The organism is Campylobacter sp. RM5004, assembly GCF_022369455.1.
GTDB lineage: Bacteria > Campylobacterota > Campylobacteria > Campylobacterales > Campylobacteraceae > Campylobacter_E.
Genome location: NZ_CP059599.1, coordinates 620,804 through 637,479, shown reverse-complemented (window position 1 = coordinate 637,479; position 16,676 = coordinate 620,804). Strand labels below are relative to the sequence as shown.

Here is a 16,676-nt window from a genome sequence, read left to right as displayed (position 1 = left end):
GTAGTTTTTAAAATAAAGGATATAAATGCAAAAAATTATGTTAATCGGTAAGCCAAATGTTGGCAAAAGTTCACTTTTTAATCGCTTAGCAAAAGAACGCCTAGCAATCACTTCAGATGTAAGTGGCACGACAAGAGATACAAATAGAAAAATAATAGATATAAATGGCAAAAAGGCGATTTTGGTTGATAGTGGTGGGCTTGATGATAAAGATGAATTATTTCAAAATGTAAAGAAAAACACCTTAAAAGAAGCAAAAGACGCTGATATAATTGTTTATATGGTAGATTGTAAATTAGGTGCTAATGATGATGATAGGGCTTATTTTTATGATTTATTAAAGTTAAAAAAACCAACAGCTTTAGTTATAAACAAAGTTGATAGCAAGCGTGATGAAGAAAGAAGTCATGAATTTACTCGCTTCGGTTTTAAAGATGTATTTAATATAAGCGTATCACATGCAACAGGTATTGAAGAATTAAGCGAATTTTTAAGCTCACATTTGCGTGAAAGTATAGTAGAAGATACTAGCGAACTTAGTTTAGAAGATTTCTTAGATGAAAACATAGCAGGCGAGTATGATGAAGAAGGCATTAATGAAGTAAGCGAAATTGATGAAAATCATATAAAAATCTCTATTTTAGGGCGTGTAAATGTAGGTAAAAGCTCGCTTTTAAATGCGCTTGTAAATGATGAAAGATGTGTTGTAAGTAGCATTGCAGGAACTACGATTGATCCTGTAAATGAAAGCATAGAATATAATGGCAAAACGCTAGAATTCATTGATACTGCAGGAATTAGAAGAAGAAGTAAGATTTTAGGAATAGAAAAATACGCTCTAAATCGCACTGAAAAAATGCTTGAAAACTCACATATAGCACTGCTTGTACTTGACGCTGCTGAAGGCTTTAACGAGCTTGATGAAAGAATTGCAGGACTTTTAGGTAAAAACTATTTAGGCGTAATAATAGTGCTAAATAAATGGGATTTATGCGGTAAAAGCGATAAAGAATTTGATGAAGTTTGTAAGCATTTAAGACTTGATAGGTTTAAATTCTTAGCTTATGCTCCGATTATTAGCGTTTCTGCACTTAGTAAAAAACGCATTAAAAATCTTTTAGATTTAATATTAAAAGTGCATTCAAACTATATTCAAAAAATCCAAACTTCTAAGCTAAATCAAATCATAGAAGAAGCTTGCTTGGCTCATCCGTTACCACACGATAAGGGTAAGCTTGTTAAGATTTATTATGCTACACAATATAGCGTTGCACCGCCAAAAATCGCACTTGTAATGAATAGACCAAAGGCGCTTCACTTTTCTTATAAACGCTATTTACAAAATATATTAAGAAAGCATTATGATTTAAGCGGAGTTCCACTAATCTTAGCAGCTCGTAAAAAAGGCGAGAAAGAAATTATAGAAGATTAAAAGAATTTGAATTCGGATTTTGATTTTTAATAATCAAAATCCAAACCCTTACAAGCAAAAATTAAAAGTCTAATTCCTATTTCAAATTCTTGTTTAATTTCTTAATATTTTCAATCTTTAAATAAATCAAGTATAAAATTATCGAGCTTTAGCTGATTAGAAAAATAAAAATATTTTGCTAAAACTAAAATACCGATAAGTTCTTCGGTTTTGAAATCTAAAAATTGTTTAATATACTCATTTTGATTTCTGATTATATTTTTTACCAAATCATTATTACTTAAAGCATTATCCATAACATCAAATATATCACTAAAATCATCTTTAATTAATAAAAAATGCTCGTTTGGAATTAATCTTCCTTCCATAAACCAAGTTTCATATTTTAATCTTGGAGTAATTGCAATTGAATTTGAACTCATAATCCATTTTAAATTTGTAGCTACATCCCAACCTTCAAGAGAAATAATAAATTTATATTTAAGCTGCTCTTCTTTGCTTAAATACCCCCCCCTATTAGATTTAATTACATTTCCTAAATTTAATCTATTACTATCTTTAAATTTATTCATAAAATCTATTCTATTTTTCTGAAGACAAGCACCTCTAAATACGGCTAAATCTAATTTATTTTTAAAATCTATATTATCTTTTAAAAAGCAAAAATGTCTTCTACCATCAAGTTTTAAAATAACATTAGAACTATTTATTGGTCTTGATTTTGTAATTGTTGTTTTGAATTCAGTCCCACAATCATAAAAAAATTTATTTACTTTAAAATCTTTTGAAAAATATTTGCTAACTTTATAAAAATCAAAAGAATAAGATGTGTTTTTAAGCAAGTTATCTTTTAAACTTGCATGTTCGATATCCTTTATTGGTAAAACTTCAAAAAAATCATTTATATTATTATAATAATTAAACCTGTGTTTAATCTTTTCTAATTCTACTGGCTTTAAGTTTTGAACTAAACTTAACTTATTTTTTAACTTATTTGTAAAAAACACTCTTGGTATCATCAAAGAAGACAAACCTTTAATATTCATTATCATTCTACTCATTTTATAATTCCTATTTCAAATTCTTGTTTAATTTCTCAATACTTTTGCAAAGTGCATTTATTAAATAATCAATATCATTAAAATCATGCGTATAATGAAGGCTAATTCTTAAAAATCCAGGTTTTGCATTAAAGTTTTGATTATCAACTAGATTCATCAAATCATGCGCATAAGGACCAGCACACGCACACCCTGCCCTAGTCTCAATCCCAAAATCATCGCTTAAAACCTTAGCTAAATCATAAGGACTTATTCCTAAAGAATTAAGAGAAAAAATCGGAAGCCTATCTTTTACATTCATAGCATAAATAGTGATTTTATATTTAAATTGAACTTTTTTAATAGCATTTAAAAAATATTCTTTTAATTCATTTTCTTTTTCTTTAATCGTTTTTATGCCTATATTATCACGAATTCTAAAAGCTAATTCACTTTTAATCACTTGTAAAATAGCAGGAGTTCCACCCTCTTCAAGGCTTTCAAAATCACTTAAAAACTCATAATTACTTCTACTAACATAGCCAACCGTTCCACCTGCTGCAAAAGTTGGAATGCTTCCTATATAATCATTTTTAATAGCTAAAAATCCACTTGTTCCTACTCCACCAAGCATTTTATGACCTGAAAAAAATAAAGCATCATAAGGTATTTCAATATTTTCATAAGGAATTGCAGCACTTGCATCAATTGCTAAAATAGCTTTATATTTTTTTGCAATTTCGCTAATTTTATTAAGATTTGCTCTAATGCCTGTTATGTTACTTACTGCATTAAAGCTAAAGATTAATTTTCTATGAGAGTTTTTTTTACAAATTCGCTCTAATTCGTATAAATCACTATTAAAATCCCTTGAATTAAGCCTAATACACTCACACAAACCCTCTTTAAAACTAAGTTCATTTGAATGATGCTCCATTGCACTTACTATCACTAATGGTAAAGTACTTTTATCTATATTTTTAAAATATTTTTCTTTAACTAAAGGCGGCACATAAATACCAAGTAATTCTTGAAATTTTTTAATAGCAGCACTAGAGCCACTCCCACAAGCAATCAAGCTATAATCCTTGCTAAGCCCTAAACTTTGTTTTATATAGTTTTTTGCGTCTTTATAATATTTGCTTGTAAGCTTAGAATTCTTAGCGCTATCTGAGTGAGTGTTTGCGTAAGTTTTTAAAATATTTTGCATTTTAAGTTCAATTGATTTTAAAGCTAAAGCACTTGCAGTATAATCAAAATATTTGGTATTTTCATCTAAAATTATGTCGCTTTTTAGCTCTTCTATTTGCATTTTTGCCCTTTGTAAAAATTAATAAAGTAAAATTAGCACAAAAAAATTAAGGGGTAGTTATAGAATTTTTAGACTTTTGCAAAAGGTATCCACATTTATATCCTAATGAAGCTTTAGAGTTTTATGCTGTTTTTGATGATAAGGAATTTAAACCTAGCTTAAATGATATTAATTACTATATAAAAGAGCTAATTAATTCATACGACCCTAATGAATTTAGCGTAAATGATAGCGAATGCAAAGCCTTAATCCACTATGCAAAAAATTCTCGCCTTGAGTTTTCTATAAACAAATACCAAAGTAGATTTAAAGCTAGAAAAAGCTTTCATTCTCTTATAAATCGTGGATTTTTAACAATAGAACTTAATAATAATTTATTATTTTTTAAAAGCTATTACGCACAAAATAAAGTAATATTTAATTCAAACTATGCAAGATTTTATTTTTATTTTTTAAAATCACTTGAAAAAATTATCCTAAAAGATAAAGACTTAGCATTTTCTATAATTTCAAATAATTTTAATAATTACTTATCATATATTTACGAGCAAATCGCTAAACAATGGTGCGAAAAAAACTTTAATATAAAAGGCATTAAAAGCATTTGGGGTAAAGACTATGAGTGTGATATTTTTTATAATAATTATGAATTAAGCTTATTAGGAGAAGTTAAATTTAAAGGCAAAAAAATGTGCCTTAGCTCATATTCAAGATTATTGCAAAAAGCAAAATATTTAGGATTTGAGCCTGATTATTTCGTGCTTTTTTCTCAAAGTGGCTTTAGCAATAAACTTCTTAGCCTAAATGATAAGAGATTAATATTAGCAAATCACGAAAGCTTTTTTAAATCTTGAGCTAGCTTTAAGCATTCATCAAGAGTTGGATAAGCTGGAATAATTGAATTTATTTTTAAATCACTTAAAGCTTTTTGAGTGCTTTTACCAATTGCTATTATATTTTTTGGAAAAAAATCATAAAAATAAGCAAAATCTCTAACCCCAGAAGGTGCTAAAAAAATCAAAATATCATCTTCTTTAATCTCTTCATTAAAAGGCATAAAATCATTGCCTAAAGGCGCTTTTAATCTATGGTTAGAATATGATACAACGCATCTTAAATCAATGTTGTTTTTATATAAAAACTCATCTAAATCGCTAATAATTTGCAAAGCCTTAAAATAAACACATTTTTCACTTTTAAGCAAAGGTAAAATCTCGTATTTAAACTCACTTGCGTGCGCAGTGCTGCCTGTATAAAATACATTTAAACCAATTTCATTTAAATAATTTGTAGTTGCACTACCTATGCTAAAAATCTTTTTATTTTTTAAATTAATATTATTAATTTCACAAGCTTTTACAGCATTTTTGCTTGTAAATATAGCTACACTAAAATCATCATTTATGCTAAATTCATTAAAAATAATTTCATTTACAAAAATACTTTTAATATTACTTTCATTTTTTAAGCCAACTACATAAATCATTCAAAGAATAAATCCTTTTCTAATTTACATAATAATAAAGCACAAGCATAAGAGCATTGCTCTTGCATATAAATTCTATCACCTTTTAGCTCTAATCTTTCATGTAAAATTAATCCTGTATCACTAACAGCGCTTATATAAACAACACCGCTTTTAGTTCCTAAATCATCATTTGCACCTAATACTCCAGTGCAAGATATAGTGTAATTTGCCTTTGTAAGTTTTAAAACCCCATTAGCCATTGCTAAAGAACAATTTTGAGAATATACAGCACCATTTTCTAAATAAAAATCATCTACATTAAGCCAAGCTTTTTTGCTCTTATTTGAATAAGTTACCACACTTCCTTCATAAACTTCACTAGCACCATCAATCTTAGTAAAATTGCTTGCTATCATTCCACCGGTGCAGCTTTCTGCAAGGCTAAATTTTTTATTATTTTCTTTTAACTTTGTGATTATATGTTTATAAATATTGTTTGTAAAAAGTATTTTTTTAGGAAATAATGATTTGATTGAGTTTAAAAACCCTACTTCATCAGAATATTCATTAGTAGTAACTTTTACATACAATAAATTATCCAAAATTGAAAATATATTAAGATTTACCCCATAAGGTTTAACGCTAGTATTTAATAAAATTTCAGCACTTTCTAAGTCCAAATCACTTATTAAAAAATCATAATTTGCTTTTGCTGTATGTAAAATCTCAGGCAAATAAAAAGCACTAGCCTTTAAAACATTAATTGAAATACCATTTAAATCAATTAAAACTGAGTTTTTTTGATAAACTTTAGTATCAGCTACAATGAATTCATCATCAACTAAAAATAATTCGCATTCTTTTAAGGTTGCAAGTATTTTATTAATCATTGAAAAAGAATGCTCATCTGCAATTATTGTGATTAATTCATATTTTTTTGCATCAATTTCTAAAAGCGTGTTTAATTTAGAATCATCATCATTTAATTTTATTATTGAATTAGTTATTAAATTCTTTTCTTGTAGTTTTCTATCCACAAAATTGCAAAATGAATTATTAAAACTCAAATCTTTTGTAAAATATATTAATAAATGTTTCATTTCTTATCCTTTTATTTAAAAAAGTATAGCAAAATAAGTGCATTTTAACAATCAAAAATTATTACAAGGGCACATTATGGATTATAAAGATACATTATTATTACCTAATACCACTTTTGAGATGAGAGCAAATCTTTATGAAAATGAAAAAAAGAGTTTTGAAAAATTTTCATCATTTGCATATCAGCAATTAAGAGATAAAAAAGCTCCGAAGTTTGTTTTACACGACGGACCTCCTTATGCTAACGGACATTTACATATAGGTCATGCTTTAAATAAAATCTTAAAAGATACTATCAATAAAACTAGATATTTTTTAGCAAATAATTCTATTAGCTATACTCCAGGTTGGGATTGCCATGGTTTGCCTATTGAACAACAAGTTGAAATTAAATTAAAGGATAAAAATCCAACTATAAAAGAAATTCACGACGCATGCACCGATCATGCTAATGAATTCATAGCTATTCAAAAGAAAGAATTTCAAGATTTAGGAATTATAGGAGATTTTGAAAAGCCTTATCTTACAATGGATTTTAAGTTTGAAGCAAATATTTATAAAACACTTTTAGAAGTAGCAAAAAACGGACTTTTAATTCAAAGAAGTAAGCCAGTTTATTGGAGTTGGGCTGCTAAGAGTGCTTTAGCTGAAGCTGAAGTTGAATATGAAGATAAAGAAGATTATTCAATTTTCGTAGCATTTGCACTAAATGATGATGCTAAAGAAAAATTAAAATCGCTTGGAGCAAGTGAAAGCGTTTTAAATAATGCAAGAGCTGTTATTTGGACTACTACTCCTTGGACGCTACCAGCAAATAAAGCAATAGCTTTAAATAAAGATGAGCTTTATGTATTAGGCGAAAATGGTCTTATCGTAGCTAAGAAAAGATTAGATGATTTAGCTGATTTTGAAATCAAACCTGTATTGGAATTTAAAGGAGATTTCTTAGAAAATACTTTCGCATTAAATCCACTAAATAATAATAAATCACAATTCATCACAGGCGATCATGTTTTAATGGATGGTGGTAGTGGTCTTGTTCATACTGCACCAGGACACGGAGAAGATGACTATTATGCTTGTCTTAGATATGGAATAGAAGTTGAAATGCCTGTTGGTGATAATGGTTGTTATGATGAAAATATTAAAAGATTAGTTCCAAATAAACCTGAATTACTTGGAATGCATGTATTTAAAGCAAATGAAGTAATACTTGAATTATTAGGCGAAAACCTAATAAAAAGCTCAAAATTCATTCACTCATATCCATTTTGTTGGAGAACCCACAAGCCTATAATTTATAGAGCTACAAAGCAATTTTTCATAGCTATGGATAAAGAATTTTACAATGGTATGACTTTAAGAGAATTAGCTTTAAAATCTTTAGACGATGTTAATTTTTATCCAAAAGCAGGAAAAAATAGAATCGGAACAATGGTTGCAAATCGCCCTGATTGGTGTATTTCAAGACAACGTTCTTGGGGTGTGCCTTTGGCTTTCTTTAATGATAAGTCAGGGAATTTGATTATGGATTTTGAACTTTACGAACATCTTGCAAGTATATTTGAAAAAGAAGGTGTAAGAGTTTGGTGGCAAAAAGAAATAAAAGACTTATTACCTGCTAATTCAAAATATAAAGCAGATGAATTAGAAAAAGTTACCGATATTTTAGACGTTTGGTTTGATAGTGGTTCTACATTTAATGCTGTTTTAGCTAGTGGAAATTACGATATTAAAACAACTCAAGCTGATATGTATTTAGAAGGAAGCGACCAGCATCGTGGATGGTTTCAAAGTTCATTATTACTAAGTGTAATTTTAAACAAACAAGCACCTTATAAAGCAGTTTTAACTCACGGATTTACCGTAGATGAAAAAGGTAGAAAAATGAGTAAGAGTTTAGGCAACGTAATAGCACCTGAACAAATTGCGAAAAATTACGGCTTAGAAATCTTTAGACTTTACATTACATTATGTGATTATTCAACTGATGTTAAATTAGGAGAAAGCATACTAAAACAAACTAGCGAGCAGTATAGAAAAATAAGAAATACAATAAGATTTTTATTAGCAAATACAAGCGAATTAAAAGCTTATAATTATGATTTTAGCGAACTTGATAAGATGATTTTAAATAAAGCTTATAATGTATTTGAACTTTATAAAAAATCTTTCTTAGAATATGATTTTGCTAAAGGAATGAATGCACTTTGCACTTTCTTAAGTGCTGATTTAAGTGGCGTTTATCTTGATGTTTGCAAAGATAGCTTATATTGCGATGCAAAAGATGATAGTAAAAGAACTGCATCAATTACAGCAATGGCTTTAATACTTAAAAAATTATTAGTTTTATTAGCACCTGTTTTAACTCATACTACAAACGAAGCTTGCGAACACGCAAATAAATTCATAGTAGGAGATATTAGAAGTATTTTTGATTTAGAAGACTTTGATTTAAAGGCTTTTATCAAAGAAAGTAAATATGATTATGAATACTTATTAAAAACTCGTGTTAAGTTTTATGAACAAATTGATGTTCTTAAAAAAGAAAAAGTTATAAAAAGCACATTAGAACTTAACTTATCAACCGATGATGAAACTATTTTAGGCTTTAAAGATGCAGCTGATTTTTATTCTTTAAGCAAAATAGAAAGCTTAAATGATAATGAAGCATTGGCAAGTTTTGAGCTAGATGGCAAAAAATACAAAATCACAAAATCAAGTATGCATAAATGCCCTAGATGTTGGAAATATTTAAGCGCTAGTGATGATAGCTTATGTCCTAGATGTGAAAAGGTTTTAAAATGAGCGAACCTGTTAGCTTTGAGCTAATAGCTAGCACAATTATAGTTCTTGCTATAATTTGTGCTATTGGAGTAATTTTAGTAAATAAAGGAAAGAAATGATAACTTTAGAACAAGCTTTAAAATTAAGCGATAATGAATTAATAGAATTAAAAAAAGAATTAAATAAATTAGCTTTAGAAAATAAGCATTTAGGAGCTTATGTAGAGCAATTAATAAACACTCCTTTAGATGATGTTGATTATTTAGGCGTGCCTGTTGCTATTAAAGACAATATTCAAGTAAAGGGCTGGAGTGTTACAAATGGCTCAAAAATTATGCAAGGATATGTAGCACCTTATGATGCTAGTGTAATTACTAATATGAAAAATAAAGGCTTTGCACCATTTGGAAGATGTAATATGGATGAATTTGCTATGGGAAATACTACTAAAAGTAGTTATTATGGCAAGACTTTAAACCCACTTAATAATTCTTTAGTTCCTGGTGGAAGTAGTGGTGGTAGCGCTGCAGTTGTTGGGGCTAAAATCGCTCTAGCAGCACTTGGAAGCGATACAGGCGGAAGCGTTCGCCAACCTGCTGCTTTTTGTGGTTGTGTTGGATTTAAACCTAGTTATGGAAGAGTTAGTAGATACGGACTTGCTAGTTATTCAAGTAGCTTAGATCAAGTTGGAGTGCTAACTCAAAATGTAAAAGATGCTAGTATTTTATACGATGCAATCGCAGGCTATTGCAAATACGATAGCACAAGTGCTAATGTAGATTTTGTTTCTACATTTGATAAATTAGACGCTAATAAAAAATATAAAATCGCAATTATTAAAAATTATATTGATTCATGCTCAGAAGATATCAAAGCAAAAACCTATGAAGCGATAGAAAAACTAAAAGCTCACGGACATAGCATAAGTGAAGTTAATTTAGCTGATAGTAAATACGATGTAGCAGCTTATTATATAATAGCTTGTGCAGAAGCTAGTGCAAACCTAAGTCGTTATGATGGTATAAGATATGGAAAAAGAGCTGATGATTTTAAAGACTTAAACGAACTTTATGTAAATACTAGAAGCGAAGGCTTTGGCTTTGAAGTTCGCAAAAGAATACTTCTTGGAACTTTCGTTTTATCAAGTGGCTACATAGATGCTTACTATAAAAAAGCTCAATTAGTAAGAGAAGTAATTACAAGAAAATATAACGAAATTTTAAGTGATAATGATTTAATCTTAATGCCAGTTAGTCCAACATTACCAAAAACTTTTGATGCGAAAAGTACTTCAGTTGAAAGCTATTTAGAAGATATTTTCACAATTTCAGTAAATCTTGCAAAACTAGCAGGAATTAGCGTTCCGGTAGCAAAAACTGATGATAATTTAAATGTAAGCGTGCAATTAGTAGCAAAAAGATTTGATGAATTAAATCTATTAAATGCTGCATTAAGCCTTGAAAACGCTGTTAAATAATTAATCTTATTTCCTAATTCAAATTCCTTAAAAATTATTAGAATTTGAATTAGGAATTTGCTTAGTAAATTAAATAAAATAACATTACTTTTAATTAATAATTTTTCTTAAGTTTTATGAAATAAACACCCGTTATATTAACTATTCATTAATCTTAATATATGGTTTTTTCAATATAATTCACTTATTTTTTCATTTAATTTTAGGGGATAAAAATGAATAAAACCATAAGGCTATCATTAATTGCTTTTATGCTTTTAAGTGCTAATATAATTAATGCTGAAACTAATTTAAATAATAATATAGTTACATTAGCAGATACTATAATAAATGTAAATAGTGGAACCCATAATGCAGCAGCTACTGATGGAAACGTAAAAACTATAATAAACCACACAGGTGGAACACTTAATTTAAATCAAAATTATTCAAACATGCAAATAACTTCAACTAAAGACACTACTAATATTATAGGTACTACCATTAATAATAGTGTTTTAGATTTTAATAATAAAGTAATTTTTGATAAGATTAATATATTTGATAATGTAAGTTTGCAAGGCAATAGGAATAATTCTGGATTTAATTATTTGCTAAAAGACACTTCGACAACAACATTTGATAATTCAAGCATTAGTGATATAAAAATTGAGCCTTGGAGTGAAGCAAACGAAAAAGGAACTTTGATTATCAAAAATTCTACAATCCACGATAGTCAACTTGGCTTATCTAAAATAAATCCTAGTAATAATACAATACAAAAAGCATATATCCCAAATCTTACTTTAAATGGGGTGATTTTAGATAAAACTAGTGATAATAAAAATTCTAGTATATTTTCAAGAAATTTAAATATTGCTAATTCATCTATTTTAGATACTGATATAACAATAAGAACTTCAGCGAATATTGATAGTAGCTATATAGAAGGTGAAAAAATAACACTTGAAAATAATGCTAGTATTTCTATTACAAACAATTCAATTGTAAATTCTGAAATAGTATTTGGAGCTAATAATAGTCTTACGATTAATAATTCAAGCTATGAAATTAAGCAAGATTTAAATTTAGCAAATCTAACTTTGATTAATCATACAATAAATGGTTCAGCTGATAAAAAGATTAATATTAGTTCAAATAGTTCTGATATGCAATTAAACAATGTAACTTTTAATGATATTAATTTATCATCAGGAACTTATAGGATTGATTTGAATGGAGAAAATACATTTAATAGACTTTTAGTGCAAAATACAAATGTTAAAGGCAGTGGTCATCATATAACTTTAGGAGATAAAGCGCAAGCAACTTTTAATGATAGCGAATTTATAAATACCGCAATTAACAATTACTCTTTCAAATTTAACAACACAACAATATTTAATAATTCAAAATTTACAAACACCTCAATAGGTTCAGCAAGTGCAGCGTCAGCTGCTAAGGTTTATATAAACAATAGCGTAATTAACAACACTGATGCTAAAGCTACTTTAGGTGGTGGTAATATACATATTACAAATTCTACAATTAATAGCGATATTACAGGTGGAAATATATTCTTTGATAATCTAAGCACAATACAAGGAACGCTTAGGGGTGGAACTATACATGTAAATAATCATAATTTTAACAAAACACAAAAATTAGTTATTAAATCTGGTGGTATTTACTCAAGTGGAATCTTAGATTTAGATGGTATTAAAAATTTTGAAGATAGTGAAACAAACTTAGAATTTGGTGTTGATAATAATTCTACTTTAAATTTAACAAATATGAAGATAGCAAATACTGGTATGCATTCTGCTAATGTAAATGAAGAAGAATTAGTAAATAATAGTATCAATATAAGCGATTCAAATTTAATAGAAGTTGGTATTGGAAATAGAAATAATGGTGGTTTATCTTTTGTTGTTGATAACTTAAGTCTAAGTAATACAGATATAAAAAATACAAACAAAGCAATAAAAGCTAAAAATATAAAGATAACAGGTGGTAATATAACTGCAACAGAACTAAGAACAATAAATCAAATTTTAATATCACCATTATATTGGCACGTAAATAAAATAGATACAAATATTATTATTGATAATGCTACAATAAATGCGAATGTAGAAACAGGGACTTTAACACTTAAAAATAATTCTATTTTAAATGGAGATATTCAAGGAACAAATAAAGTTATCATTGATAATGCTACATTAAATGGAAATATTACTAGAAATGATAGGGGGTATTGCCTTATAGAAGAAGGTTGTACCGGAGAGATTGAAGATGTTAGCATAACTAATTCTACAATTAAAGGTAATGTTAATGAAGTAGGAAATATCACTTTAAATAATAGTAGTTTAGAATCTACTAGTGTAATCGTTAAAAACGATGTTAAAATAGATAATTCAGCTAATATTCAAGGTAGCTTTAAAGTAGGAAACAATTTAACACTTACTAATTCAGCCATTACAGGTGATATTGAAGAAGTAAAAAATTTAAATCTAAATGATTCAAGCATAACTACTAATAAAGTAGTATCAGCAAGCAATGATATAACTATCACAAACACCACCAAACAAACTAGCTCAGCTAATTTTAGTGCAGGTAATAATTTTACTTCTACTAATACAGAATTTAGTGGAAACATAACTACAAACAATCTTTTAAGCGATAATAATAGTACCTTTAAAGGAGAAGTTGTAGCTGATAGTATTAATGCAGTTGGTTCAACCTTTGATAATACTCTAACCATCACAGGAAATAGTAAAAACAATATCTTAGATAATGCTAAATTAAATCACGGAATTAATGTAAATAACAAAGATGCAAGTTTAAGCATAGTAAATAATTCAACCATATTAGGAAGTATTGTTAATAATGGAATTATTAATGTAGAAGAAGGTAGTGAAGTATCTAAAGAAGTTACAGGAACAGGCGTTTTAAATACTAATTCAGCCTTTTATGAAGATAAAGTAGAAATAGGAACTATCGTAGGCTCAAACAATACTTTTAAAGGCGATGTTACCATCACTAATGATGAAGCTAATTTTAGTGTAGATACAAACCACTTCCATGGAGATATTATTGTAAGTAATGGGACTTTAAACGCAAGCACAAACAATGATTTAAACAATATCATCTCAAATAATATCAATTTTAAAAACGAAGATGTTAATACTAAAGATGAAATAAATGCTAAAGTTGTTGAAGTAAAAGATACTCTTCTTATTGAAAACATAGATGTAAATACAAGCCAAATTAGTGCAAAACAAGCTCAAATAACTAATTCAAATGTAACATCAAAAATCTTTTTAAAAGGTAATGATGATAAGGCAACTAGCGTTTATGATAAGGCAGAAATCACAAGTGGAAACTACACTATAAACAATTCAGCTATTAAAGGTGGAATTAGAGTAGATAGTCTAAGCGTAAATAACTCAAACATAGTAGGACAATTAGCAGTAAATAAACTTAATGCTATAAATTCAACTTTTTATATCACTGGGGGGGGGTATAATACTTCTTTATACGAGCATTTTAGTGGAGCTATCATAGCAAAAGAAGGTGCAAGTGGTGGAAATAATACAATCAATATTTCAAACACAAATATAGGCAAACTAATAAATGGCTATGTTCCAGTAGCAATAATAAATAACAAAGCACCTAATGCTATTAGAGCTGACATGCTTGCAGCAAGTCCTAAAATAGTAAAACAAGAATTTTTTAAAGTAACTTACACGACCCCTATTTCAACAATCTTTTTATCACCTAGCGTAGTTCATTATAATAAAATTGATGATGGAACAAGTATTAAAGAGATTTGGAGCGTTGGGCTTGCGGGCAAAGAACTTAGCGAAAGCGAAGTAATAGATATTATCAATGGCAAAGGAAACGCAAATTATTCTACTACTCAAGCAGTAGATAAAAATTATAAAGATTATATTATGAGCGAAGTATTTGATAATGCAACAAAAAAAGAACTAAATAGCATTATTTATAATCCTTATTTCATAGCAAAGAACAATTTAGATATTTTAAATGATAGATATACTTATCTAAGAACTGATAATAAAAATCATGGTTTTTGGCTAGATAATAATTATTCATATAATTTTTATAATGACATTAAGCTAAAAAATAAAGGCATAAGTGTAGGAGTTGATAATTTTATTGACTTAGATAAATTAAGCGTAAGTTATGGAGCATTTACTAACGCTTCAAGACTTAGTTTAGATAATGCTAAAATAGATACTAAACTAATCGGAGCTTATGCTAGCACTAATTTTTATAATGGAGTATTTATTGATTATTCTTTAGCTTATGCAAGTCTTAAACATAAATTTGATGCTAAAAAACTTGAGTTTAATAACACTTACTACACTAATTTATGGCAAGCAAGCATAAAAGCAGGACATAGATTAGGAACTACAAGCTATATAGAGCCAAGTTTAGAAATAAATGCTACTAGATTTCAAAAACATAATGTAAAAACAAAAAATGTGCAAATCACAGCAAATCAAGGAACATTAGTAAGCTTAAAAACAGGCGTAAAAGCAGGAGTTGATTTGAACAAAAACTTTAGCTTGAAAACTGAATTAGCTTATTATAATGATTTAAATAAATCTCCTAAAGCTAATGTTGTTTCTATGCTTGAGAGTGATTTTAGTGGAATTAGAGATTATGGTTTAAATGCTAAATTAGGCTTATTAGTAAAACCTAGCAATAAGCTTGATATTAATGCTGATATTGCCAAAAAGATTTCGCTTACAAACGAATCAAACTATAAAGTAAATTTAGGCTTTAATTATAAATTTTAGTAATTACTCTTTTTAGAGTAATTACTCTTAAAGTTTTTACTTATTAACTTCAAATATACATTAAATTAAGTTTTTTAATCTTATTAAAGCTGTTTAAATTCCTATTTCAAATTCCTTAAAATTTCAAGCAAAAAATCAAAGAATTTGAAATAAGAATTTCAGCGTAATTTTGCAGAGCAAAATTACAATAAAGATGTGGAAAATTGCAGTTAAAAAATCCATCGAGGTGCGAAGCGATAGAGTAGCAGGTTATGGATTTTAGGCAATTTTTCTCTGCAGTGGCGTTGTCAGGATGGGGGAAGGGGTTTTAGGGGAGGGGTAAGGAACGACTTCGCAATTTAAGTCCTTACCCCTTCCCCTAAGAAAAGAATTATAAAAACTACAAAAAATCTTTTTTAACAAACGAAATTCCAAATTCAAATTCCTTTTGAATTTACTTAGAAATTACATTGAAAATTAAAGAAAAATGAAATTCCTATTTCAAATTCTTAAAACTCTAACCACTTTTAAGACTATTCCTAATTCTTAAAGTAAAGCCAAAGAGTTAGGGATAATGTGAGTGAATTTGTCTATTGTAAATCTTTTAGACTTACAAAGATGGATATTTATTCTTAAGATTAAAGGAATATAAAATAAGATTTTGGATTTTTAAAACTTAATTTCCGAATTCAAATTCCTTTTAAATTCGCTTAGAAATTACATTAAATTTTAAAGAATTTGAAATAGGAATTATAAAAGTTATTTCCTATTTCAAAAATTATGAAATAGGAAAATAAAATTACTTGATTTCTACGCTTTCTATAATATCGCCTTGGCGGATACTATCTAGCACTTTTAAACTATCATCATCATTAATTTGACCAAAAATAGTATGAACTCCATCTAAATGTGGTTGAGCTGAATGACAAATGAAAAATTGAGAACCACCAGTATTAGGACCAGCGTGAGCCATTGATAAAGTTCCTCTTAAATGTTTATGCTCTTGATTTTTGCATTCACATTTGATATTCCAGCCTGGACCTCCAGTGCCTGTTCCATTTGGGCAACCACCTTGAATTACAAAATTAGGAATTACTCTATGAAACTTAAGTCCATTATAAAAACCACTTTTTACTAAATGAGTAAAGTTTAGTGTCGCTTGTGGGCTATCTTTAAATAATGTAAGCTTCATTTCGCCTTTATTTGTCTTAATTATAGTTTCATTAATATTTTCTAAATCTGCTAAATTTTCATATACTTTTAACATATTAA

The 16,676-nt window shown here is 28.0% G+C and carries 10 protein-coding genes; 5 read left to right on the top strand and 5 right to left on the bottom strand.

Annotation, left to right across the window (positions count from 1 at the left end):
* Positions 1-25 precede the first annotated feature (25 nt).
* The gene (gene der, locus AVANS_RS03145) at positions 26-1,432 is read left to right on the top strand and encodes a ribosome biogenesis GTPase Der (RefSeq protein ID WP_239818207.1); all 1,407 of its coding nucleotides are present in this window, start codon (positions 26-28) and stop codon (positions 1,430-1,432) included.
* A gap of 110 nt (positions 1,433-1,542) precedes the next feature.
* Here the strand turns inward: der and AVANS_RS03140 are convergent, their stop codons facing one another.
* The gene (locus AVANS_RS03140) at positions 1,543-2,493 is read right to left on the bottom strand and encodes a glycosyl transferase family 90 (protein WP_239818206.1); all 951 of its coding nucleotides are present in this window, start codon (positions 2,491-2,493) and stop codon (positions 1,543-1,545) included.
* A 10-nt stretch (positions 2,494-2,503) separates the two neighbouring features.
* Complete coding sequence (locus AVANS_RS03135; RefSeq protein WP_239818205.1) at positions 2,504-3,784, bottom strand: aminotransferase class V-fold PLP-dependent enzyme; 1,281 nt, start codon at positions 3,782-3,784, stop codon at positions 2,504-2,506.
* A 689-nt stretch (positions 3,785-4,473) separates the two neighbouring features.
* Between AVANS_RS03135 and AVANS_RS03130 the strand changes: the two genes are divergently transcribed.
* Complete coding sequence (locus AVANS_RS03130; RefSeq protein WP_239818204.1) at positions 4,474-4,638, top strand: hypothetical protein; 165 nt, start codon at positions 4,474-4,476, stop codon at positions 4,636-4,638.
* Here AVANS_RS03130 and AVANS_RS03125 read toward each other — a convergent pair.
* Both AVANS_RS03125 and AVANS_RS03120 read right to left on the bottom strand, forming a co-directional pair.
* Entirely contained in the window at positions 4,614-5,270 is a 657-nt protein-coding gene (locus tag AVANS_RS03125; RefSeq protein ID WP_239818203.1) for a uroporphyrinogen-III synthase, read from the bottom strand. The two genes, AVANS_RS03130 and AVANS_RS03125, sit on opposite strands and share 25 nt — an antisense overlap.
* Entirely contained in the window at positions 5,267-6,352 is a 1,086-nt protein-coding gene (locus tag AVANS_RS03120) for a CinA family protein (protein ID WP_239818202.1), read from the bottom strand. Before AVANS_RS03120 ends, AVANS_RS03125 begins: the two co-directional genes overlap by 4 nt.
* Before the next feature lie 76 nt (positions 6,353-6,428).
* Here AVANS_RS03120 and ileS point away from each other — a divergent pair, with 76 nt between their 5' ends.
* The 3 genes from ileS to AVANS_RS03105 all read left to right on the top strand — a co-directional run bounded on the left by ileS (position 6,429) and on the right by AVANS_RS03105 (position 15,425).
* On the top strand, positions 6,429-9,161 hold the full coding sequence (gene ileS, locus AVANS_RS03115; RefSeq protein WP_239818201.1) for an isoleucine--tRNA ligase: 2,733 nt from the start codon (positions 6,429-6,431) through the stop codon (positions 9,159-9,161).
* A 94-nt stretch (positions 9,162-9,255) separates the two neighbouring features.
* Complete coding sequence (gene gatA, locus AVANS_RS03110) at positions 9,256-10,617, top strand: Asp-tRNA(Asn)/Glu-tRNA(Gln) amidotransferase subunit GatA (protein ID WP_239818200.1); 1,362 nt, start codon at positions 9,256-9,258, stop codon at positions 10,615-10,617.
* A 215-nt stretch (positions 10,618-10,832) separates the two neighbouring features.
* Positions 10,833-15,425 (top strand): autotransporter outer membrane beta-barrel domain-containing protein, encoded by a 4,593-nt coding sequence (locus AVANS_RS03105; protein WP_239818199.1) that lies wholly within the window; start codon positions 10,833-10,835, stop codon positions 15,423-15,425.
* 778 nt (positions 15,426-16,203) lie between these two features.
* On the opposite strand, the gene AVANS_RS03100 is transcribed toward AVANS_RS03105, so the two are convergent.
* Complete coding sequence (locus AVANS_RS03100) at positions 16,204-16,671, bottom strand: peptidylprolyl isomerase (RefSeq protein ID WP_239818198.1); 468 nt, start codon at positions 16,669-16,671, stop codon at positions 16,204-16,206.
* Positions 16,672-16,676 lie beyond the last annotated feature (5 nt).